Source organism: Crocosphaera watsonii WH 8501 (assembly GCF_000167195.1).
Lineage (GTDB): Bacteria > Cyanobacteriota > Cyanobacteriia > Cyanobacteriales > Microcystaceae > Crocosphaera > Crocosphaera watsonii.
Genome location: NZ_AADV02000027.1, coordinates 1 through 21,649, shown reverse-complemented (window position 1 = coordinate 21,649; position 21,649 = coordinate 1). Strand labels below are relative to the sequence as shown.

Genomic DNA, 21,649 nt, shown 5'->3' with positions numbered 1-21,649 from the left:
AGTCACTAATTCTGGATAAAAGAGCAACAAAATGCTTTAATATCTGAAGACATAATTAATTAATTTAGGAGAGAAAATTAACCTTGGATACTATCTGTCGTGTTTGTGATTCAACTCATTTAGAATTAGCCATTGATTTAGGACATCAACCCTGGTGTAATAATTTCTTGAAACCTGAACAAGTTGGCCAAGAACCTTTTTATCCTTTAAGGGTTCTATACTGTCATGATTGTGGTACAGTACAGTTAGATTATACTGTTAAAAAAGAGATCATGTTTGGGGATCATACCTATCTTTCTGGTGTGACAAAATCTTTAAGCAACCACTTTAAAAATGTTGCTCATGAAATCGATGATCGCTTTTTTAAAGATACCCCTAATAAGTCGGTTTTGGATATCGGTTCTAATGATGGGACACAACTGAAACATTTTCAAGCATTGGGTTACGATGTTTTGGGGGTAGAGTCATCAAAAACTACCGCAAAAATAGCCCAAGATGCAGGAGTTCCTACGGTCAATGATTTCTTTAATTTAGATGTGGTAAAACGCCTTGACCGTAAATTTCATGCCATTAATGCAGCAGGGGTATTTTTTCATTTAGAAGAACTCCATTCTGTAACTGAAGGAATAAGAGAAGCATTAGAGGATAATGGTGTTTTTGTGGTTCAATTCCTTTATATGAAGCGCATTGTTGATAATTTAGCTTTTGATCAAATCTATCACGAACACCTTTTATATTACAATCTCAACACCATTGAAGTGTTGTTAAACCGTCATGGTTTATCCATGTTTGATGCCTATTTATCTCCCATTCATGGAGGTTCAATTATTGGGTTTGTAACTCATCAAGGACAGAAAATGCCAAGCGATCGCCTGGAAAAAATGCGTCAAGCAGAAGTAGAAGAAAAAAGCAATGAATTCTCTACTTATTTAGACTTTGCTAAGCGTATTGAACAGATGAAAGTTGATAATTTAGCCTATTTAGATAAAGCTAAACAAGAAGGTAAAACCGTCTGGGGTTTTGGCGCACCAGTTAAAGGTAATACCATGTTAAATTACTTTGGTGTCGGTACAAATCACCTGGATTATTTGGTAGAAAAAAATGAACTGAGACGGGAACTTTATTCTCCAGGAATGCACATTCCTATTGTCATTGAAAAAGAATTAACGGAACTTCCTGATATTTATTATGTGTTAGCTTGGAACTTCAAAAAAGAGATTTTAGCTAATAATCAGCACTTGATTGATAAAGGAATTGAGTTCTATTTCCCTGTTAATCCTCAAGAGATTTAATTGTAGGGTGGGCAATATTAACTAAAATTTGTTAATATCTATAGCAGTCAGTAATGATATGTGAGAATAGAGAACATATGAGGACATAATAATATTATGTCCCTACAAATACCCCTTGTAGGGGTTTAACACTGTTAAGGTGATGTCTGATCAAGGATATCTCTTATAATCCCCCCTAACCCCCCTTTTTAAGGGGGGAATAATTGGAAAAGAATGTATATTCTATTCTGGAAATAACCTAAACCATCTTCGCCTTTTTCTCATAACTGAAACCTTATTTCTGTATTAGCAAAACCTTCTAAATATTGCCCACCTTAATCTTATTGATGGTAATAGTCCCAGGAAAAATAATCATGTAAACAGTAAAAAATCTTTATGAAACAGACTTTAATCTTTGGTTAGAAGAAACAGCTAGATTGTTAAAAGAAAACAAATTTGAGCAATTAGATATTGAAAATTTAATCGAAGAAATAGAAGCAATGAGAAGAAGTGAAAAGAAAGGATTTCGTAGTAATCTAGAAATATTATTACTGCACCTTTTAAAATGGAAATATCAACAAAATAAACGCTCAGGTAGTTGGAAACGTTCTATTATTGAAGATCGAAATAGAATATTAGACGAATTACAAGACAGTCCCAGTTATAAACCCTATTATGAGCAAATTTTTAATAAATGTTATCAAAACGCCAGAAAATATGCCGAAGCAGAAACAGGTTTATCTATCAAAACGTTTCCTGAAATTTGTCCCTTTTCTAAAATAGAAGTTTTAACTATTGATTATCTTCCCGAAGATAATAAAAATTAGATACGTTTAGGGAGTGAGGTACACTTTCTATTTTTATCCTTACTTTTGATCCCCCCATCCCCCCTTAATAAGGGGGGATCTTCAATTTCGTCTGGGAAGGGAAGACAAAAAATCAGCAATGATCAAGATTTTTAAGGATAAAACCTGATTTTGACCCTTTTTTATCTCTTAAACTACCTAGGGTTTGCTGAATAAAAGCAAAACCCTATTCTTTAAAAGGTTACACCCATATTCGCGATCGCAAAAAAGATCAGCTTTGTCGGCTACAAACCGCTATAATTGGTAGAAACACCCCCCAGTTGTTGGTCAAGAACAAATGTATTGAAAAGAGGAGCAACCTTTACCGCCCCCAGAAAAATTTGAATTACCTTTCGAGGGCAAATTGTCCCCCAATAATCGTTGGGTAATCATGGCAGAGTTGATACCTTGGGATGATTTTGAGGAAGAATATGCTAAACTTTTTTCAGCAGAAAAAGGTGCGCCAGCCAAACTATTTAGAATGGCATTAGGGACATTAATTATTAAGGAAAAATTAGGAACAAGTGATAGAGAAACTATAGAACAGATTAGAGAAAATCCCTATCTACAATACTTTATAGGTTTAAATTGTTATCAACAAGAGCCACCACTGGAATCTTCAATGCTAGTTCATTTTAGGAAAAGAATTGATGGAGAATTGATAAACAAAATCAATAAAAAAATAGTAAAAAGAGAAATAGACAAGAGTGATAAAGAAGTAAAAAAAAAGGATTGTCTCCAAGAAAAAGGAGAAAAAATAAAAAATAAAGGTAAACTAATTTTAGATGCGACTTGTGCGCCAGCAGACATCAAATACCCAACGGATTTAGGCATATTAAATCAAGCCAGAATTGAGACAGAAAGAATAATAGATAATCTTTATAAACCATTAAGAGTAAAATTGAGAAAAAAGCCGAGAACTTCTAGAAAAATTGCTAGAAAGGAATACTTAAAAGTAGCTAAAAAACGAAAAGTATCTTATCAAGAAAGAAGAAAAGCTATCGGGAAACAGTTAAAATACCTTAAGAAAAATTTAGGAAATATAGAAGACTTAATTCAAGCTGGGGCTTCCCAGGAAAATCTGAGTAAAAGACAGAAAAATTGTCTAGAGACTATCAAAAAAGTTTATGAACAACAACAGTCAATGTGGGAGAATAAGACCCAGAATGTTCCTCAAAGAATTGTAAGTTTAACTCAACCGCATATTCGTCCAATAGTGAGGGGAAAAGCAGGAAAACCAATAGATTTTGGAGCTAAACTCTCAGTAAGCTGTGTAGATAACTATGTGTTTCTAGACAAAATAAGTTGGGAAAACTTCAATGAATCTTGTCATTTTAAAGAACAAGTAGAAAAGTATAAAGAAACGTTTGGCTATTATCCCGAATCCGTCCATGTAGATAAAATTTATCGAACTAGGGAAAACAGAAATTGGTGTAAGGAAAGAGGGATAAGAATCAGTGGTCCGAAGTTAGGAAGACCTCCGAAAAATGTCAGTGAAGAAGAAAAGAAACAAGCCCACTCCGATGAATGCTTCCGTAATGCTATTGAGGGAAAGTTTGGACAAGCTAAACGAAGATTTAGCCTAAATCTCGTGATGACAAAACTCCCTGAAACCTCCATTACATCTATTGCTATTACATTTTTAGTTGTCAATCTTTCTAAACTTCTGAGGCAGTTTTTGTCGCTTTTTTTGTCCTTATTTACTAATAATAGAACAGGGGAACTCATCAAACCGCCTTTCATTAATTTTGATTATACTTTAAACAATTTTTGTGTACTAAAACTTATTGATTTGTCAGAAAATTCTTGGTCAAAAGTGGCATAAATTTTGGAGAAACTTTTTCAGCAAACCCTAATTAAACTTACATGATTTAACTTAATGGGAAGTAAGTCAAAATCTTCAAGTTTTATCTTGTTGTTGATATAGTCTTCTAATGGTAAGAATAAATTAAATTTTCCTTTACTTTGTTTAATTCCCATTTCCCAAACACTTACTAAACTAATCAGCTTTTGATGATTATCATCCTCCATTATTTCTCGAACCTTATTACTAAGGTTAGGATGACCGGCAAAAAACCAAATTAAACTATGAGTATCTAATAAATATTTCATTACATATACTCAGTAAAGTCTTCTAAAGGTTCATCAAAATCATCTGTAATAGATATGATATCTCGATCACTACCAAACAAAGAAGGTCGTTGATTTATGTTTTTAATTGATTCTATTTTGACCATTGGTTGATTATTTTTTGTAATAATAATTTCTTCTCCTTTTGCAGCTATTTCCAATAATTTCTTGATTTCAGGTATCGCTTTATCAATATCTATGGTTTCCATTTTTTATTTTCTTTCCTAAATTAATATTTTTGGCAATTCTAGCATAACGTTAACTTCATTGATATAGTTAGATAAGATAATTTTTGAATGTTAAGGCTGTAGGGGTTAACGGCCGTTAACCCCTACTTTAGGAAACTGGTAGTTTATAACTGTTTATAACCATAACTGTTCCCTCAATGCTTCTGGGACATTTTTAGCGGTTTCTAAGCCTTGGACGCCTTCCCAGTTGGTGTATTTATTCCACTTAATACCTTCTAGGTAGGCGTTACTGAGGTAGGCGTTACTGAGGTAGGCGTTACTGAGGTAGGCGTAACTGAGGTAGGCGTTACTGAGGTTGGCGTAACTGAAGTTGGCGTTACTGAGGTTGGCGTTACTGAGGTAGGCTTTAACCCAGATTCCGCACTTCAAAAAGTAGCATTAAATACTACAAGCCTGGGGTTAATAATTAAGTATAATTGCTTAAGCTCTTGAAGACAAAAAAGTGGGATAATTGCTTAAGTTGTTTCCTCTGTAAAAAAAGAGCGAAAAATGTCTTATTTAGAAGAAATACAAGTTAAAAATTTAGACCATTTAGGGATAGTAGCTGGTTTAATTGATGAAATAGGAATAGTCAAAATAATTAATAATAAATTAGGAATAGATGTTAGAGAAAAAATCTCAGCAGGTACAGTAGTTAAGTCTATTTTAATCAATGGACTAGGATTTGTTTCAAGACCTCTATATTTATTCAGTCAGTTTTTTCAAGATAAAGCCATTGAGAAATTGTTAGGAGAAAGAATTAAACCTGATTACCTTAATGATGATAAAATTGGGAGAGTAATGGATGAATTATATAAATATGGACTAAATGATATTTTTATTGAAGTAGTTTTAGAAGTAATTAAAAAATTTAAAATAGACCTTAAATACTCCCATTTAGATTCCACATCATTTCATTTAGATGGAGAATATAAAAGGGAAGAAGATAAAGAGAAACAGGAAGAAGAAAAAATTATTAAAGAAAGACCAATTTTTATTAAGAAAGGATATTCTCGGGATCATAGACCAGACTTAAAACAATGTGTCTTGGATTTAATAACAAGCCAAGATGGAGATATTCCATTATTTGTGAGAGTAGGAGATGGAAATGAATCTGATAAAGCTGTATTTGGAAAAGTTTTAGTAGAATTCAAAAAGCAAATAAAGTTTGATAGTATCATGGTTTGTGATAGTGCTTTATATGGTCAAGAAAATCTCCAACTAATCCAACATTTAAAATGGATAACGAGAGTTCCAATGACCATAAAAAAAGCAAAAGAATTAGTGCAAAATATAGAGGTGGAAGAAGTAAAAGATGAAGATAAAGAAAAAAGAAGTGACCTAAATTTAGAAAGTTATACCTGGAAAGAAGAAATTGTTACTTATGGTGGAATCAAGCAAACTTGGTTAATAGTCTTGAGTGAAAAAAGACAGAAAAGTGATTTGGAAAAACTAGAAAAACAACTTTCCCAAGAAGAGAAGAAATCCCAAAAATTTCTTAAAGAAATACAATCTGAAGAATTTGAACATCCTCAAGCTGCTCGATATAAATTAAAAGCTATTAATAAAAAATTGAGATTGTTGGAAATAAAAGAAGTTGAACTGATTGAAACTTACTCGAAAAAAAGGAAAAGATTTATAAAATGATTAGTCTGATCATCAAAAAAGATGAAGAGATAAGTAGAAAGACTAAAGAAGCAGGAAAATTTATTTTAGCAACTAACTTAGTAGAGGAAAATAAATTAGAAGCTAGTGAAATTCTGATAACTTATAAAAACCAGCAATCTACGGAAAGAGGATTTCGATTTTTGAAAGATCCCTTATTTTTTACTGATAGTTTCTTCGTTGAAAAACCAGAAAGAATAGAAAAAATGTTATTTCTAATGTCTTTGTGTTTGTTGATTTATAACTTGGGGCAAAGATAATTAAGAAATTGTTTAAAAAGAGTCAAAAAAGGAATAAATAATCAAGTAGGGAAAGTAACATTGCGTCCGACTTTGAGGTGGATATTTCAATGTTTTCAAGGTATTCATTATGTGATTTTAAACGGAGTTAAACAAATTGTCAATTTAACAGAAGAAAGGCGTTTTATATTGAGTTTATTACCTGCATCTTGTCAAAGATATTATCTATAAATTGAATTAGATAAAGCAAAAATAATAAAAGAATAAGAGTCTAATGATATCAAATGAGAAGAGGAAACTCTCCTTTGTTTGTGCTGAGTCTTGCTAAGTTTTCAATGAGTATAAATCTTCTTAATTTGATTATTTTTCCTAAAAATTTAATGAAAAGAGAAATATTCTTGCCCAGGTATGATTTTCGGACTTTTTAAAACTATGTATTTTTTTTATACTACATTTTGAAGTGCGGAATCTGGGTTAGATGTGGCTTATTTTTCAAGCGATCGCTTAAAATGGCACACTGTTATTTTTTACTCGCCCCTCAAATCAAGGTTAAACTCAGACTACATAATGGTTTGAAGTTTAGCGATCGCAGAATTTGTGAGAAATGCGGGAAATGCCAATGCCAATGCCAATGCCAATGCCCATGACCATGCAGATTCCCATGCCAATGCCAATGCCAATGACAATACCGATACAAATGCCAATGCCAATGCCACAACCCACAAGGGAGATAGGATTATTGCCATAATTGCACCATAAATACTATAAAGTACAAAACTAGTAATTAAGCTTATCCAGGGAATTTTTCTTGCTCTGAGACGAACAGGGCGTACATTTTTATTACTAGGGTATGATATTGGTTTAATCTCCTCTTTTCGATACTGTGGCGCAACAGGAGGAGGGGGTTGAGGTGTTTCTAATAACCCAAGCCATGCTGAGATTGACTGGGGACGATCTTCTTTTTCTAATGCCATTCCTTCTAGGATAGCCTCATTAATATGTTCACTTTACATCTTTCTCTGAAATTGTACTTGAGGAAAACAGAAAATGGAACTTTGACCCCAAAACAGTACATAAATATCTTTGTAAAGGTTTTCTGTACTAAAAAACAGCCCAGAAAATAAATATAAGAGGACTTTCAAACTCAAAACAATACATAAATATCTTTATAAAGGTTTTTCTGTACTAAAAAACAGCCCAGAAAATAAATATAAGAGGACTTTCAACCTTAAAATAATACATAAATATCTTTGTAAAGGTTTTTCTGTACTAAAAAGCAGCCCAGAAAATAAATATAAGAGGACTTTCAACCTTAAAATAATACATAAATATCTTTGTAAAGGTTTTTCTGTACTACTAGACTTCAATGATAATGAATTTGGAAAAAGCTTTAAGGTTTAGAGGTAGAAGAAGGACTAGGGGAAACAGTAGGAGTGGGTTGGGGTGTTAACCATTTTTCAACCATTTGGGGAAGTCCTAACGCAGTTAATAAAGTAGCGATCGCAGTAACACCACCCCAGAACAGAGTCCAGTTGATGGAAAAACCTAGACTTGAGGAGGTTTTCACCCCTTTGGGAATAGATAACCCCAACTGTTTCAAGCAATCTTGTACTGACTGAGGGTGATCGCTTGCTTCGAGTTCCATTGCTTTCAAAATAGCATTATTAGTGTGATCGCTAATAGCAGAATTAATAGTTTTGGGGGGAATTAAGGGTTTATTTTCCAGTTTACGTTCAATAGCACTGACGGGGTTATTTCTGTCAATAATTCGTATAAAGTTGCCCCGAGAGAATAAATATCGGTATAAGCTGACCTTTTTCCATCACGAGAATAACATTCAATAGGGGCAAAACCTTCTGCTAATTCTTCAGTTCTCGTTTTGGTTAATTCATGATCAAAATTTAAGGCTAAACCAAAGTCAATTAATACTGCTTCTGCTTTTCCCGTGCGAATAATAATATTTCCAGGTCTAATATCTCGATGTAATAATTGATGACGATGCACTTCTATTAAAGCGTTTCCTATTTGTTGAATATAATTTAATCCTTCCTTTTCTGGAATAATTTTGTTATCTCTTTTGTCCAAGGTTTGCCCACTAATATATTCCATAACAATGCACAAAATATTTTCTTCCCTAAAACGCTCTTTTACCTGGACAATATGAGGATGGTTGCATTTTGCTAGTTCAAAAGCTTCTTTAGATAAACTATCTTGTAACTGTTGGAATTTAATTGGATTTAACCATACATCTTTTGCCGTTTTTATGACAATTTTATGATCATTTTGAGTATCATTAGCTAAATAAGTAACAGAAAATCGTCCTCTCCCAAGGATTTCTTGGATAGTGTATCTGTCATTTTTTAATGTTTTTCCTTTTGACCAAGCCATTAATTTTGCTTAAATATTCAATAATTTTTAGGTTATTTATGGGTAAGTTAAAATATATCGATACTAAAATAGACGCACTTGAGCATAAAATCGAGACTAAAATAGATGCTCTTGATAAAAAGTTTGAGGCAAAAATAGATGCTCTTGATAAAAAGTTTGAGGCTAAATTTGAGAAAGTAGAAGAACGTCTGAACAGTCTAGAAATAAAACAAACAAAACTAACTGAAAAAGTTGAGGGAATGAATGATCGATTACAATCAGTGGAAGGAACCCAAAAAAATCAAGTTTGGGCTTTAATTGTCCTTTTAGCTGGAGCCATAGCAACGGCAGGTTTTAGAACATTCTTTATAGGTAATCCTTAGATTTTTTAGAATTTATAGACAACTACCTATTATGATTAGAAGGTTATGGAGATTTCTCGTTCCTCACCAATGACAATTGTTAATTGTTAATTGTTAATTGTTCATTATAAAGCTAACTCTTTCTTATTTTGGTTAACTAATTTTTCAAATTCTTGTAAAGCTTTGATGTATATTTCAGAAGCGATCGCACTAATACTAACGTGATCAGCACCTGCCACTAGGACAAGTTTTTTAGGAACGGTAGCAGCTTTAAATAGGGTTTCACTCATGGTGTATGGAACGGTGCGATCGCTAGTTCCATGAATCAACAGTAAAGGAACTTTTAATGAGGATAATTTCCCTAAAGAATCAAAGCGTTGATGTAACAATAATTTGCTAGGAAATAGTTGATAAATAAACCCTGAATGATCAATCATATCCATCATAGAAGTGAAGGTATTTTCTACAATAACCCCTGCTGCATCTGGTTGATGAACTCCTAAATCAATAGCAACGGCCCCACCCAAAGAATGACCATAAATAAAGATATTTTGCGGTTCAATTTGAAGTTCTTGGGTTAAATAATCCCATGCTACCTGAGCATCACGGTATATTTCCGATTCTTGGGGAAATTGACCTTTACTGAGTCCATAACCCCGATAATCAATAATAAGAACAGAATATCCCTGATCATAATAGGTTTGAACTGTGCTTAAATTGTAGCTAACATTGCCACCAACACCGTGCAAATATAATAAGACTTTTTTTGGATGGGGATTAGGATTAATCCACCAACCATGTACTTTTTCTATTTTGCCTTGAGAAGTGGTCACCGGTAACCAGACATCTTCGTAAGACATTCCTAACTGGTTAGGATTTGTGCTTATGGCGAAGGATGGCTTTAAAATTAGTCGATTTTGACCCCAAATCAAAGCAACACACAGAGATAGATAAGCTATCACTCCGACACCAACACTACCTAGTAATCCTTTCAATAAAAGATTATTCATGATTCGGGAATTCTCCTCAATTTTTACACCTTAATATATTATGATATCTTTACTTTAAGGGAGGTACTTGATTGTGCCAATCTGTAGACTGTTCATAAGCATAGGCAACTTGAAACAGTTTGCCTTCTTCGAGAACATTACCGATTAATTGTAGGCCAATGGGTAGATTTTGCTCATCGAAACCGCAAGGAATACTCATCCCTGGTAAACCTGCTAAATTAACGGGAATAGTCATTAAATCAGATAGATACATACTCAAGGGATCAGATGTTTTTTCCCCTGCTTTAAATGCGGTTGTAGGAGACGTAGGACAAACTAAAACGTCTACCTTTTCAAACCCTGCATCAAAATCTTGTTTAATTAAGGTGCGAACCTTTTGCGCTTTCAGATAATAAGCGTCATAATAACCGGCCGATAGGGTATAAGTTCCGATCATAATGCGTCGTTTCACCTCATTACCAAACCCTTTGGCCCGAGTTTTGGTGTACATATCGATGAGGGTATCTGCATCTTCACGAATACCGTATTTTACCGCGTCGTAACGGGCTAAATTTGAGGATGCTTCTGAAGGGGCGATGATATAGTATGCAGGAAGACCATAACGGAAACGGGGACAGGAAATATTAACCACTTTTGCCCCTAAAGTTTTCAGATGGGCGATCGCATCTTGAACGGTTTTAGCTACCACGGGATCTAATCCTTCCCCGAAAGTTTCGTCAATGACTCCCACGGTTAACCCTTCTAAAGAGGGTTTAAGGAATTGGGTATAGTCGGGGATGGGGGTGTTGATGCTGGTGGAATCTTTGGCATCATAACCTGCGATCGCCCCTAATAAGATGGCTGCGTCTTCTACGTTGCGGGCAAAGGGTCCAATTTGATCCAAGGAAGAGGCATAAGCTACCAACCCATAGCGAGAAACCAACCCATAGGTGGGTTTTAGCCCCACTACGCCACATAAAGAGGCTGGTTGACGGATCGAACCCCCAGTATCAGAACCGAGGGATACAACGCATTCTGAGGCGGCTACGGCTGCGGCTGATCCCCCTGATGATCCCCCTGGAACCCTGGAAAGATCCCAAGGGTTGGCGGTGACTTGATAACCGGAGTTTTCGGTGGAACTTCCCATGGCAAACTCATCCAGGTTGGTTTTGCCTACCATAACGGCCCCTGCGTCTTTTAATTTTTGGGTGACGGTGGACTCGTAGGGAGGGACAAAATTGGCTAAAATTTGCGAGCCACAGGTGGTTTTAATGCCTGTGGTACACATATTATCTTTAATACCGATGGGAATACCAGCTAACAGGCCAATTTCTTCATTCTTGGCGATTTTGGCATCGACTTTTTTGGCGGTTTCCAGGGCGTGATCGGCGGTAACTTGCAGGAAACTTTTAACTTGTTCATCCACTGCGTTGATTCTTTCTAAGGCTTCTGTGGTAATCTCAACGGCAGATCGTTCTTTGTTGACTAATTGTTGATGGAGTTCGCGGATAGATGTCATAGTCTATTTTTTTCAATGAAGGGAGGGGATGCGCTACATGCCCACCAATTAAAAATAGTAACATTTTGACGCATCCTGATTAAACGAAAAATAGAGGGATGAAAACAGATACTATCTTTTATCGTCTCTTTCAATCTTTTCCTTCTATCTTCTTTGAACTGATTCAACTTCCTGCCACGGAAGCAAATAACTATTCTTTTGACTCGGTAGAGGTTAAGCAGTTATCTTTCCGCATTGATGGGATATTTCTACCGCAAAATAATAATCCTCATGTACCGATTTACTTCTGTGAGGTACAGTTTCAAAAGGATAATGACTTTTATGGTCGCTTTTTTGAAGAAATATTCATGTATTTGAGTAAAACCGATTCTTGTTTATAAATTACCCCGTTTAACTCGTAGGGAGGTAGAAGCCATGTTTAGTTTAGATGAATTAAAGCAAACTCGATATTTTCAAGATGTTCTTGAGGAAGGTCGTCAAGAGGGCAGATTTGAGAATAAACTAGAAACTGTCCCTCGTTTGTTAGCATTGGGGTTAACCGTTGAACAGGTTGCCGAAGCTTTACAGTTAGACATTGAACAGGTTAGAAATATACAAAAAAAGGAAGGGCTTTAAACCTTCCTCCCACCTATAAACGTAGAATAGAAGCATGAAAACAGATAATATCTTTTATCGTCTCTTTCAATCTTTTCCGTCTATTTTCTTTGAACTGATTCAACTTCCTGCAACGGAAGCAAATAACTATTGTTTCGAGTCGGTTTGTTGTGACATCCTCCCACGCTAACTGCTAGGCAGTATAGCGTGGGCTTCCCGACTCACGACGGGATATTTCTGCCCACAGGGGTATTCCCCTACGCCAGTTATCTAGGCTCATCACCCCCGACACCTCGACTTGACAGACGGTTTCCTTTCCCCTGAGTCCCAGGGTAGTAGTTTCTATTCCTCGATTACAAATTTCTTGCGCGCTGGCAACATCTCTATCACATTCATATCCGCATTCAGGACAGTTATGAACTCTTAAGACAAGAGTTTTCCTAACCTCTGCACGACAATTAGGACAGGTTTGGCTAGTTCCTCGGTGGTCAACTAATCCAAAATATTTTCCCCTAATTTTGCAGACATATTTGAGAATATCTCTGAATTGTCCAAAACCTGCATCTAGAGTATGTTTACCAAGAAAGCCCTTAGCCATTGTACGAAAGTCAATATCCTCCATAAAGATACTGTCTCCCATATCACAGACTTTATGAGCTAATTGAAATTGGTAATCTTTACGCTTGAAAGCAATATGATTGTGTTGCTTTTCTACTTTCTTTCTAGCTTTTTCATAGTTATTAGAACGCTTTTGTTTTCTACTTAACCGACGTTGTAGCACTTTCAGCCGACGGTGTTCGGTCTTGAAGAATTTACGCCCTTTTTCTATATAGTTATCACTGGTAGCTAAGTAACTAGAAAGCCCGACATCTAACCCTAAAGGATGCCCAAAAGGAGCCTCAATTTCAGGTAAGTTAATGTCAGATTGAATGCTAATTACGGCAAACCACCCCATTGCTTTCTTGACTACTCGTATCTGCTTAATGACAAAACCATTAGGAATTGGACGATGAAGATTTATCTGTACTTTTCCCAATTTAGGTAATTTGATCTGCCATCCTGTCAAAGGATTGCTCCTAAACTGAGGAAATAATAAAGATTTCATCTGTCCATATTTCTTGAAGCGAGGAAATCCAAATCCTCTATCACGAAAAAAGTCCCAAGCATCATGTAGTCTTCTGACATTAGTTTGCAAGACTTGGCTTGGGACTAAAGCTAATTCAGGAAATACTTTTTTCGCCTTTGGTAATTGGTTTTGTTGCTGATGATAACTAGGAAAAGGATAATCAGCCGACATGATATATTCTGACTGCAAACTACACCGATCTGCTGGACACTTCCTCGAAGCTATCCAACCCTTTAACTCACGCAAAGCATAATTATATGAACAGCGACAAATTTCTAGCCATTGGTCTAACATTGCCTCTTGTTTGCTGTCAGGGTAGATTCGGTACGAGTAGTTGAGTGTTAGAGTCATGATAATATGTTAGCACAAAAATAACAAAGTGGTAACATAAATTATCAATCCCAAGGTTGTGCTGTCGCACGTTAATATATTGGTCGGGCTTTATCCGCACGCTATAAACGAGGGGTACTCACCTACGGTTCGATGAGTCCCCCTCGTTTATAGCGTGGGACTTAGCCCGACATCCCAGTTAACTCCCTAGAGGTTAAGCAGTTATCTTTTCGCATTGATGGGATATTTCTACCGCAAAATAATAATCCTCATGTACCGATTTACTTTTGTGAGGTACAGTTTCAAAAGGATGATGACTTTTATGGTCGCTTTTTTGCGGAAATATCCTCATATCTGAGTCAAACCGAGTTAACCAATGATTGGCGTGGCGTAATCATCTATCCCAGATTCCGCACTTCAAAAAGTAGCATTAAATACTACAAGCCCGGGGTTAATAATTAAGTATAATTGCTTAAGCTCTTGAAGACAAAAAAGTGGGATAATTGCTTAAGTTGTTTCCTCTGTAAAAAAAGAGCGAAAAATGTCTTATTTAGAAGAAATACAAGTTAAAAATTTAGACCATTTAGGGATAGTAGCTGGTTTAATTGATGAAATAGGAATAGTCAAAATAATTAATAATAAATTAGGAATAGATGTTAGAGAAAAAATCTCAGCAGGTACAGTAGTTAAGTCTATTTTAATCAATGGACTAGGATTTGTTTCAAGACCTCTATATTTATTCAGTCAGTTTTTTCAAGATAAAGCCATTGAGAAATTGTTAGGAGAAAGAATTAAACCTGATTACCTTAATGATGATAAAATTGGGAGAGTAATGGATGAATTATATAAATATGGACTAAATGATATTTTTATTGAAGTAGTTTTAGAAGTAATTAAAAAATTTAAAATAGACCTTAAATACTCCCATTTAGATTCCACATCATTTCATTTAGATGGAGAATATAAAAGGGAAGAAGATAAAGAGAAACAGGAAGAAGAAAAAATTATTAAAGAAAGACCAATTTTTATTAAGAAAGGATATTCTCGGGATCATAGACCAGACTTAAAACAATGTGTCTTGGATTTAATAACAAGCCAAGATGGAGATATTCCATTATTTGTGAGAGTAGGAGATGGAAATGAATCTGATAAAGCTGTATTTGGAAAAGTTTTAGTAGAATTCAAAAAGCAAATAAAGTTTGATAGTATCATGGTTTGTGATAGTGCTTTATATGGTCAAGAAATCTCCAACTAATCCAACATTTAAAATAGATAACGAGAGTTCCAATGACCATAAAAAAAGCAAAAGAATTAGTGCAAAATATAGAGGTGGAAGAAGTAAAAGATGAAGATAAAGAAAAAAGAAGTGACCTAAATTTAGAAAGTTATACCTGGAAAGAAGAAATTGTTACTTATGGTGGAATCAAGCAAACTTGGTTAATAGTCTTGAGTGAAAAAAGACAGAAAAGTGATTTGGAAAAACTAGAAAAACAACTTTCCCAAGAAGAGAAGAAATCCCAAAAATTTCTTAAAGAAATACAATCTGAAGAATTTGAACATCCTCAAGCTGCTCGATATAAATTAAAAGCTATTAATAAAAAATTGAGATTGTTGAAAATAAAAGAAGTTGAACTGATTGAAACTTACTCGAAAAAAAAGGAAAAGATTTATAAAATGATTAGTCTGATCATCAAAAAAGATGAAGAGATAAGTAGAAAGACTAAAGAAGCAGGAAAATTTATTTTAGCAACTAACTTAGTAGAGGAAAATAAATTAGAAGCTAGTGAAATTCTGATAACTTATAAAAACCAGCAATCTACGGAAAGAGGATTTCGATTTTTGAAAGATCCCTTATTTTTTACTGATAGTTTCTTCGTTGAAAAACCAGAAAGAATAGAAACAATGTTATTTTTAATGTCTTTGTGTTTGTTGATTTATAACTTGGGGCAAAGAGAATTAAGAAATTGTTTAAAAAGAGTCAAAAAAGGAATAAATAATCAAGTAGGGAAAGTAACATTGCGTCCGACTTTGAGGTGGATATTTCAATGTTTTCAAGGTATTCATTATGTGATTTTAAACGGAGTTAAACAAATTGTCAATTTAACAGAAGAAAGGCGTTTTATATTGAGTTTATTACCTGCATCTTGTCAAAGATATTATCTATAAATTGAATTGGATAAAGCAAAAATAATAAAAGAATAAGAGTCTAATGATATCAAATGAGAAGAGGAAACTCTCCTTCGTTTGTGCTGAGTCTTACTAAGTTTTCAATGAGTATAAATCTTCTTAATTTGATTATTTTTCCTAAAAATTTAATGAAAAGAGAAATATTCTTGCCCAGGTATGATTTTCGGACTTTTTGAAACTATGTATTTTTTTATACTACATTTTGAAGTGCGGAATCTGGGATATAAGCCTGCTCCCTGAGCATAACACATTCTGCTCGTTCGGCCATAGCTGCGTCGATCATCTCGGCACGAGACTTAATCCTTAACGGGACAACCATTTTTTTCTGAGGTATGACCACTAAGCGATCACTGGTGGTGTTTGATGATTATTGTATAATTAAAGATTGCGGTAAAAAATTACAAAAGGGATAACCGATCATGGCAAAACGAGTTCAAGTAGTATTGAATGAATCTATTAATAAATTAGGTCAAAACGGCGATTTAGTGGAAGTTGCCCCAGGATACGCTAGAAATTATCTAATTCCTAAAAAATTAGTCACTCTTGCTACACCTGGAATTCTCAGACAGGTTGAACAACGCAAGGAAAAAGAAAGACAAAAACTCTTGGCCCAAAGACAAGAGGCTGAAGGTCGCAAAACAGCCCTGGAAACCATCAAACGCTTTACTATCCGTAAAGAAGTTGGGGAAGGAGAGGCTATTTTTGGAACTGTTACCAGTTCAGAAGTGGCTGAAGCTATCCAAGCCGCTACCAACCAAGAAGTGGACCGTCGGGGTATTACTGTTCCTGACATTAATAAAACTGGTTTCTACGAAGCAACGGTGAAACTTCATCCCGAAGTTACAGCAACTATTGAGATTCAAGTTGCTCCCCTTTAGAAATGATTTTGGTTATAGTAAGGGGTAGGGTTTCAACCTACCTCTACTCTCAGAAATTCTTATGTTTGGTGTATCTTGGCAAAAACTCTTCCGTTTACCCCAAACCTACTTTCTCATCGTAGGTGCAGTCTTAGGTTATGTTACCTTCCTGGTATGGGCAGGGATTCGTCCTGTTACCTTTAATAATAGTTATTGATTGAAAATTATAATGGATTTTGTTTAGGAATACCTACAGGACGAGGGAAATATTCAGGAATATTAGTAATTTTTTCAACATAAATAAAGTGGCGTATACTTTTAGTTAAAGGGGTTTCAAACTGTTTGACTAAGATAAGTTTGCCTCCTAATTGTTTTAAAGCATTATTTAAGTTTATTTCTTCTTCTTTTTGCCAGTTTCCTCGATATAAAACCCCGATTCCTCCTACTTTGAGAAAGGGTAAAACATATTCAGCGCAAACAGAGGGTTCTCCTACTGCACGAATTAACCCTAAATCATATTGTTCTCGATGTTCTGGGATATGTCCTATGTCTTCTGCACGACCAATAAATGTTTGAGAATTGTTTAATTTTAATGCTTCTAAAAATAGTTTAATCACATTGATTTTTTTACGAGTTGAATCTAGTAATGTTAGTTGCCAATGGGGAAAAATAATACTAATGGGAAGACCAGGAAACCCTGCGCCTGTACCAATGTCAACTACTTTTAATGAATCTTCATAGTTCAAAAAATCCAAACCTATTACACCAGCTAAGGAGTCCCATAAATGCTTTTCCAAAAAGTCGTTAGGTTCGGTGATTCGAGTTAAATTAATTTGACGATTAATTAATATGATTTCTTGGTAAAGTTTTTCCCATTGTTCTAGTTGTTCTTGTGTGGGTTGCCATTGTAAACTATCTTGCCAAATATCGTTAAAGGTTGGTAATTGCATAAAATCAAGTATTTAAAATACATGTTATTTTAATAGTATAAGCTTGTCGTGTATATAATATAAACTTAAGATGTACATTTAGTTCATTAAAAAAGCATCCATTCTGCTTTTCGTAGGGGTCAACGGCCGTTGACCCCTACAAGGGATTAATGTTTAAATTTACGATAAAGACGTAAGATAATCTTTTCAAACTCTACCCAAACAAACATCAAACTACTAAACAGTAAACAGATAACTAATTGTTCTCCTGTTAACATCCTTGTATTAAAGAAAGCCCGTAACGGAGCAACATAAACTAACATTAATTGTAGAATCGTCGTAACAATAACAGCAGCCCAAAGATAAAGGTTAGAAAAGGGATTCATTTCTATAGCTAAACGGGTACTGGAACGAGCAGCGATCGCATGACCCATCTGGGCAATACAAAGGGTGGTAAAGACCATTGTTTTCCAACTTTCAGGATCGTGTCCAGGTTGTTGTGCATCATTAAAAGCCCAACGCATCAAAGTAATAGTAACGATAGAAAAAATGATGCCAATACGAACAATATAAGACCCCAAACTACGAGCAAAAATACTTTCTTGGGGACTAGAAGGAGGACGTTCCATAATATGAGGATCAGCCGGTTCCACTGCCAAAGCTAACGCCGGTAAACCATCGGTTACTAAATTCATCCAAAGAATTTGTAGGGGGATTAAAGGCACACCAGAGAGTCCTATTAATGGGGCAGCAGCAATAGTAATTACTTCCCCCACATTACTACCCAAAATGTACTTAATAAAATGACGAATATTGCTATAAACTACCCGTCCCTCTTCCGTGGCAGCAACAATGCTGGCAAAGTTATCATCCAGCAAGACCATATCACTAGCTTCCTTGCTCACATCCGTACCTGTAATACCCATAGCAATACCGATATCAGCTTGTTTGAGGGCGGGAGCATCGTTCACCCCATCGCCAGTCATAGCCACAAATTTATTGCGCTTCTGCAATGCTTGGACAATGCGTAATTTATGTTCGGGGGAAACACGGGCATAAACGCTGACCCTTTCTACTTCTTCCTCTAACTGGGGTTGGGATAACTTTTCTAACTCTCGTCCCCCTAAAATATGATCCTCTGCTTGGATAATACCTAACTGTTGCGCAATAGCTTGGGCGGTGACTTGATGATCCCCTGTGATCATGATGGGACGAATACCAGCAGCCCGACATTTCGCAACAGCGGCCTTAACTTCTGGTCGAGGTGCATCCATCATTCCCACTAACCCTAACCAAACTAACCCTTGTTCTGCTTCTTCTGCTTCCGTTGCGTCTGGTATCTGTTCTAAAGGTTTATAGGCCAACCCTAACACCCGTAAAGCACGTTTCGCCATACCATTATTACCGCGCAATACTTGTTCTTTTTGTTCCTCGGTTAAAGGATGAACCCGTTTTCCTTGTTGATAATATTGACATCGTTCTAAAATTAATTCGGGGGAACCCTTGGTGAATAAGAGATATTGATGATCTCCTTGACTTTGCCAACTGGGCAAGCGCTCGCCTGTTTGACTACCTTGACAGATCGTACTCATGCGTTTGCGTTCGGAAGTAAAGGGAAACTCTCCAACTCTTGCATATTGTTTTTCCAAGACTGACTGTTGTAACTCCGCTTTGCCGGCTAAAGCGAGTAAAGATCCTTCGGTGGGATCGCCCATAATGTTCCAGTCGTTGCCTTCTTGGGACAAATGAGCATCATTACATAATACCCCTGTAAATAATAAGGCTTCTAAGGCACCAAAACGACTACAACGAATACTACTTTTCGCTTCGCTACAAATAAACTCCCCAACTGGTTCGTATCCTGTTCCTGTTACTTGATAGTTGCCTTCGAGGGTTTCTACTTCTTGGACAACCATTTTATTTTGGGTTAGGGTTCCTGTTTTATCGGAACAAATAACGTTAACCGATCCCAAAGTTTCCACTGCTGGCAGTTTACGGATCAAGGCGTGGCGTTTAACCATGCGTTGGGTTCCTAAGGCTAGGGTAACGGTGATAACTGCTGGTAAACCTTCCGGGACAACAGCAACGGCCATACTCAAGGATATTTCAATTAATTCTTGCAGGAGTCCCCAACCTGCTTTGAGGGTTCCCCCAACAACTACCAAGGCAACCATCACCAATGAACCTGTTACCAAGACGTTCCCTAACTGGGTCATACGTCGCTGTAACGGGGTTTCCTCTGTTTCCACCGATTGTAACATTTCGGCGATTTTCCCCAGTTCTGTGTCCATTCCTGTACCGGTAACCACAGCTTTTGCCCTTCCCTGGATCACTTCTGTTCCGGTAAAGACCATATTAACGCGATCGCCGATAGGAGTATCTTCTTGTAAACCTTGAGTTAAGATATTTTTTTCAACAGCGTGTGCCTCTCCTGTTAAGGCTGACTCTCGTATTTGTAGATGAGATCCTTCTACAATTTGACCATCAGCACATAACGTGTCCCCTGCTTCGACTAAAATTATATCCCCTGGGACTAATAGAGGTGCATCCACTTCTTGACGTTTTCCCTCTCGTATTACTTGTACTTGGGGGGAGGATAATTTTTTTAGAGCAGCTAAGGCTTTTTCGGCGCGGGTTTCTTGTAAATAGCCTAAAAGTCCGTTTAAGATAACGATGGAAAAAATAGCAATAGTATCTTTAAAGGGAAGTCCGCTTTTAGTTGTGCCACTGTTGCGTAATTCCACAATATCTAAAATACCGGAAATAATAGCTACCACGATCAGCATGATCAACATAATGTTAGTAAACTGATCGAGTAGTATTTCCCAGTTACTACGGCCTGCGCTCTCTTCTATTTCGTTGCGGCCATAATGCTGTTGTCGTTGAGCAGCATTTTCCGTATCTAAGCCGCTTTGGGGGTTAGTTCCCAAAGTTTCTAGGGTTTTCGCCACAGAATAAGTATGCCAGGATTGTTTCTGTTGCGGTAGGGTATGGGCAGAATAGGATTTGATCACAGCAACAAGGATGGGTTAATTCTCTACTCCTATTGATCTTACTGTTAAGTTTTTCAACTGTTGCCTTTTATCACAAAATCGTAAATTCTCTTTTCTTTTATCGACTTAAATTTTTACGAATCATTAAATTATTTTGCTAATAATCAGGTGATTTCCGAGAAAGCTTTTCCCATAGGGGGTAATCGCTTGGACTAAAGGCTTTCAAGAAATAAAAGGAACAGAGAGTTAGCGGATCTTGGTACACAACTTTAAAATTTCATAATTGGCTTGTCTGAAAAAACAGAAGAAATAGATTAAAATGAAGAGGTAAAAAGATTAGAGAGAGTAAATTAAAGCTAAAACAGACAAATCATCCCTTAACCCCGTCGATGGTCGATGATTTACGTTTAGCAGCCTCAAAAATGACGGGAGCAGAGCGTCGTTCATTTCAAGCTGAAATGTGTCTCAAGTATTGTGGAGGAAGTGCCAGACAAACCGAAATCGTGTTTGGTTGGGGGAGAAAAAATGTTCAACTTGGATTACATGAAAAACGAACTGGGATAGTGTGTTTAGGATTACAATCAGTCAATAGTGGATGTAAAAAATGGGAGGAAAGATACCCAATAGTTGCCCAATCATTGAAAGAAATAGCCGAAGCTCACGCACAACAAAACCCCACATTTAATAACCCCATTGCCTATACAAGATTAACGGCGGCTGAAGCCATTAAACAATTAAGAAATCTAGGATATAATGGAGGGGAGGTTCCTGCTGCTTCGACAATGGCAGATATTTTAAATTGTTTGGGCTATCGATTAAGAAAAGTGGTAAAAGCTAAACCTAAAAAAAAATCTCGGAGACGGACGCTATCTTCGAGAATATAGAGAAAAAAGATAGAAAAAAAGACCCTTCTGTGAAACGTTTAAGTATGGATTGTAAAGCAACTGTGGAAATAGGAGAATATTCACGTGGCGGACAAACCAGAGGTTATAATCAAGCTCAAGATCATGATATGGGAA

General features: G+C 36.0%; 15 protein-coding genes and 8 pseudogenes. 12 read left to right on the top strand and 11 right to left on the bottom strand.

Annotation, left to right across the window (positions count from 1 at the left end; all coding sequences use genetic code 11):
- Positions 1 to 83: 83 nt before the first annotated feature.
- The 3 genes and pseudogenes from CWATDRAFT_RS15525 to CWATDRAFT_RS15515 form a co-directional block, all read left to right on the top strand.
- Positions 84 to 1,292: a class I SAM-dependent methyltransferase gene (locus tag CWATDRAFT_RS15525; protein WP_007305912.1), complete on the top strand. Its 1,209-nt coding sequence runs from the start codon at positions 84 to 86 to the stop codon at positions 1,290 to 1,292.
- A gap of 365 nt (positions 1,293 to 1,657) precedes the next feature.
- Positions 1,658 to 2,098: pseudogene (locus CWATDRAFT_RS15520) on the top strand (DUF29 domain-containing protein); the annotation flags it as partial.
- 325 nt (positions 2,099 to 2,423) lie between these two features.
- A pseudogene (locus tag CWATDRAFT_RS15515) lies at positions 2,424 to 3,941 on the top strand (IS5-like element ISCwa2 family transposase); the annotation flags it as partial.
- A 17-nt stretch (positions 3,942 to 3,958) separates the two neighbouring features.
- Here the strand turns inward: CWATDRAFT_RS15515 and CWATDRAFT_RS15510 are convergent.
- From CWATDRAFT_RS15510 to CWATDRAFT_RS15500, 3 genes are all read right to left on the bottom strand, one after another.
- Positions 3,959 to 4,228 (bottom strand): type II toxin-antitoxin system VapC family toxin, encoded by a 270-nt coding sequence (locus tag CWATDRAFT_RS15510; protein WP_007305900.1) that lies wholly within the window; start codon positions 4,226 to 4,228, stop codon positions 3,959 to 3,961.
- On the bottom strand, positions 4,228 to 4,455 hold the full coding sequence (locus CWATDRAFT_RS15505) for a type II toxin-antitoxin system Phd/YefM family antitoxin (protein WP_007305899.1): 228 nt from the start codon (positions 4,453 to 4,455) through the stop codon (positions 4,228 to 4,230). Before CWATDRAFT_RS15505 ends, CWATDRAFT_RS15510 begins: the two co-directional genes overlap by 1 nt.
- A gap of 153 nt (positions 4,456 to 4,608) precedes the next feature.
- Positions 4,609 to 4,863, bottom strand: coding sequence for a pentapeptide repeat-containing protein (locus tag CWATDRAFT_RS15500; protein ID WP_007305898.1), 255 nt, complete (start codon positions 4,861 to 4,863; stop codon positions 4,609 to 4,611).
- Between the two features lie 120 nt (positions 4,864 to 4,983).
- On the opposite strand from CWATDRAFT_RS15500, the pseudogene CWATDRAFT_RS15495 reads away from it, so the two are divergent.
- Positions 4,984 to 6,608 (top strand): annotated as a pseudogene (locus CWATDRAFT_RS15495) (IS1634-like element ISCwa1 family transposase).
- Positions 6,609 to 6,937: 329 nt separating this feature from the next.
- On the opposite strand, the gene CWATDRAFT_RS37285 reads toward CWATDRAFT_RS15495, so the two are convergent.
- The 3 genes from CWATDRAFT_RS37285 to CWATDRAFT_RS15480 form a co-directional block, all read right to left on the bottom strand.
- Positions 6,938 to 7,351 (bottom strand): hypothetical protein, encoded by a 414-nt coding sequence (locus tag CWATDRAFT_RS37285; protein ID WP_007305897.1) that lies wholly within the window; start codon positions 7,349 to 7,351, stop codon positions 6,938 to 6,940.
- A 416-nt stretch (positions 7,352 to 7,767) separates the two neighbouring features.
- The gene (locus CWATDRAFT_RS39885) at positions 7,768 to 8,022 is read right to left on the bottom strand and encodes a hypothetical protein (protein WP_007305896.1); all 255 of its coding nucleotides are present in this window, start codon (positions 8,020 to 8,022) and stop codon (positions 7,768 to 7,770) included.
- Positions 8,023 to 8,084: 62 nt separating this feature from the next.
- Positions 8,085 to 8,765 (bottom strand): serine/threonine protein kinase, encoded by a 681-nt coding sequence (locus CWATDRAFT_RS15480; protein ID WP_007305895.1) that lies wholly within the window; start codon positions 8,763 to 8,765, stop codon positions 8,085 to 8,087.
- On the opposite strand from CWATDRAFT_RS15480, the gene CWATDRAFT_RS15475 reads away from it, so the two are divergent.
- A complete protein-coding gene (locus CWATDRAFT_RS15475; protein WP_412093224.1) occupies positions 8,753 to 9,127 on the top strand; it encodes a hypothetical protein in 375 nt (124 codons plus the stop codon). The genes CWATDRAFT_RS15480 and CWATDRAFT_RS15475 overlap by 13 nt on opposite strands.
- A 104-nt stretch (positions 9,128 to 9,231) precedes the next feature.
- Here CWATDRAFT_RS15475 and CWATDRAFT_RS15470 read toward each other — a convergent pair whose 3' ends face one another.
- Positions 9,232 to 10,119 carry an alpha/beta hydrolase gene (locus CWATDRAFT_RS15470; RefSeq protein WP_042711613.1) on the bottom strand — a complete coding sequence of 296 codons (888 nt, stop codon included), beginning with the start codon at positions 10,117 to 10,119 and terminating at the stop codon, positions 9,232 to 9,234.
- Between the two features lie 46 nt (positions 10,120 to 10,165).
- Positions 10,166 to 11,614 carry an Asp-tRNA(Asn)/Glu-tRNA(Gln) amidotransferase subunit GatA gene (gene gatA, locus CWATDRAFT_RS15465; protein WP_007305893.1) on the bottom strand — a complete coding sequence of 483 codons (1,449 nt, stop codon included), beginning with the start codon at positions 11,612 to 11,614 and terminating at the stop codon, positions 10,166 to 10,168.
- A gap of 98 nt (positions 11,615 to 11,712) precedes the next feature.
- Here gatA and CWATDRAFT_RS33810 point away from each other — a divergent pair.
- Both CWATDRAFT_RS33810 and CWATDRAFT_RS33805 read left to right on the top strand, forming a co-directional pair.
- Positions 11,713 to 12,229 (top strand): annotated as a pseudogene (locus CWATDRAFT_RS33810) (DUF2887 domain-containing protein).
- Positions 12,230 to 12,263: 34 nt separating this feature from the next.
- Positions 12,264 to 12,374 (top strand): annotated as a pseudogene (locus CWATDRAFT_RS33805) (DUF2887 domain-containing protein); the annotation flags it as partial.
- 27 nt (positions 12,375 to 12,401) lie between these two features.
- Here the strand turns inward: CWATDRAFT_RS33805 and CWATDRAFT_RS15450 are convergent.
- The gene (locus tag CWATDRAFT_RS15450; RefSeq protein ID WP_007305892.1) at positions 12,402 to 13,685 is read right to left on the bottom strand and encodes an RNA-guided endonuclease InsQ/TnpB family protein; all 1,284 of its coding nucleotides are present in this window, start codon (positions 13,683 to 13,685) and stop codon (positions 12,402 to 12,404) included.
- 180 nt (positions 13,686 to 13,865) lie between these two features.
- Between CWATDRAFT_RS15450 and CWATDRAFT_RS33800 the strand changes: the two are divergent.
- From CWATDRAFT_RS33800 to CWATDRAFT_RS41020, 4 genes and pseudogenes are all read left to right on the top strand, one after another.
- Positions 13,866 to 14,123: pseudogene (locus CWATDRAFT_RS33800) on the top strand (DUF2887 domain-containing protein); the annotation flags it as partial.
- 82 nt (positions 14,124 to 14,205) lie between these two features.
- Positions 14,206 to 15,830: pseudogene (locus CWATDRAFT_RS15445) on the top strand (IS1634-like element ISCwa1 family transposase).
- 440 nt (positions 15,831 to 16,270) lie between these two features.
- On the top strand, positions 16,271 to 16,729 hold the full coding sequence (gene rplI, locus CWATDRAFT_RS15440; protein ID WP_007305923.1) for a 50S ribosomal protein L9: 459 nt from the start codon (positions 16,271 to 16,273) through the stop codon (positions 16,727 to 16,729).
- Positions 16,730 to 16,790: 61 nt separating this feature from the next.
- Complete coding sequence (locus CWATDRAFT_RS41020) at positions 16,791 to 16,925, top strand: hypothetical protein (RefSeq protein ID WP_021831386.1); 135 nt, start codon at positions 16,791 to 16,793, stop codon at positions 16,923 to 16,925.
- Positions 16,926 to 16,932: 7 nt separating this feature from the next.
- Here CWATDRAFT_RS41020 and rsmG read toward each other — a convergent pair whose 3' ends face one another.
- Together rsmG and CWATDRAFT_RS15430 are read right to left on the bottom strand one after the other, a co-directional pair.
- Complete coding sequence (rsmG, locus tag CWATDRAFT_RS15435; protein ID WP_007305891.1) at positions 16,933 to 17,658, bottom strand: 16S rRNA (guanine(527)-N(7))-methyltransferase RsmG; 726 nt, start codon at positions 17,656 to 17,658, stop codon at positions 16,933 to 16,935.
- A 146-nt stretch (positions 17,659 to 17,804) separates the two neighbouring features.
- Positions 17,805 to 20,651, bottom strand: a complete 2,847-nt coding sequence (locus CWATDRAFT_RS15430) for a cation-translocating P-type ATPase (protein WP_007305890.1) — start codon at positions 20,649 to 20,651, stop codon at positions 17,805 to 17,807.
- Positions 20,652 to 21,019: 368 nt separating this feature from the next.
- Here CWATDRAFT_RS15430 and CWATDRAFT_RS15425 point away from each other — a divergent pair.
- A pseudogene (locus CWATDRAFT_RS15425) lies at positions 21,020 to 21,649 on the top strand (ISAzo13-like element transposase-related protein); the annotation flags it as partial.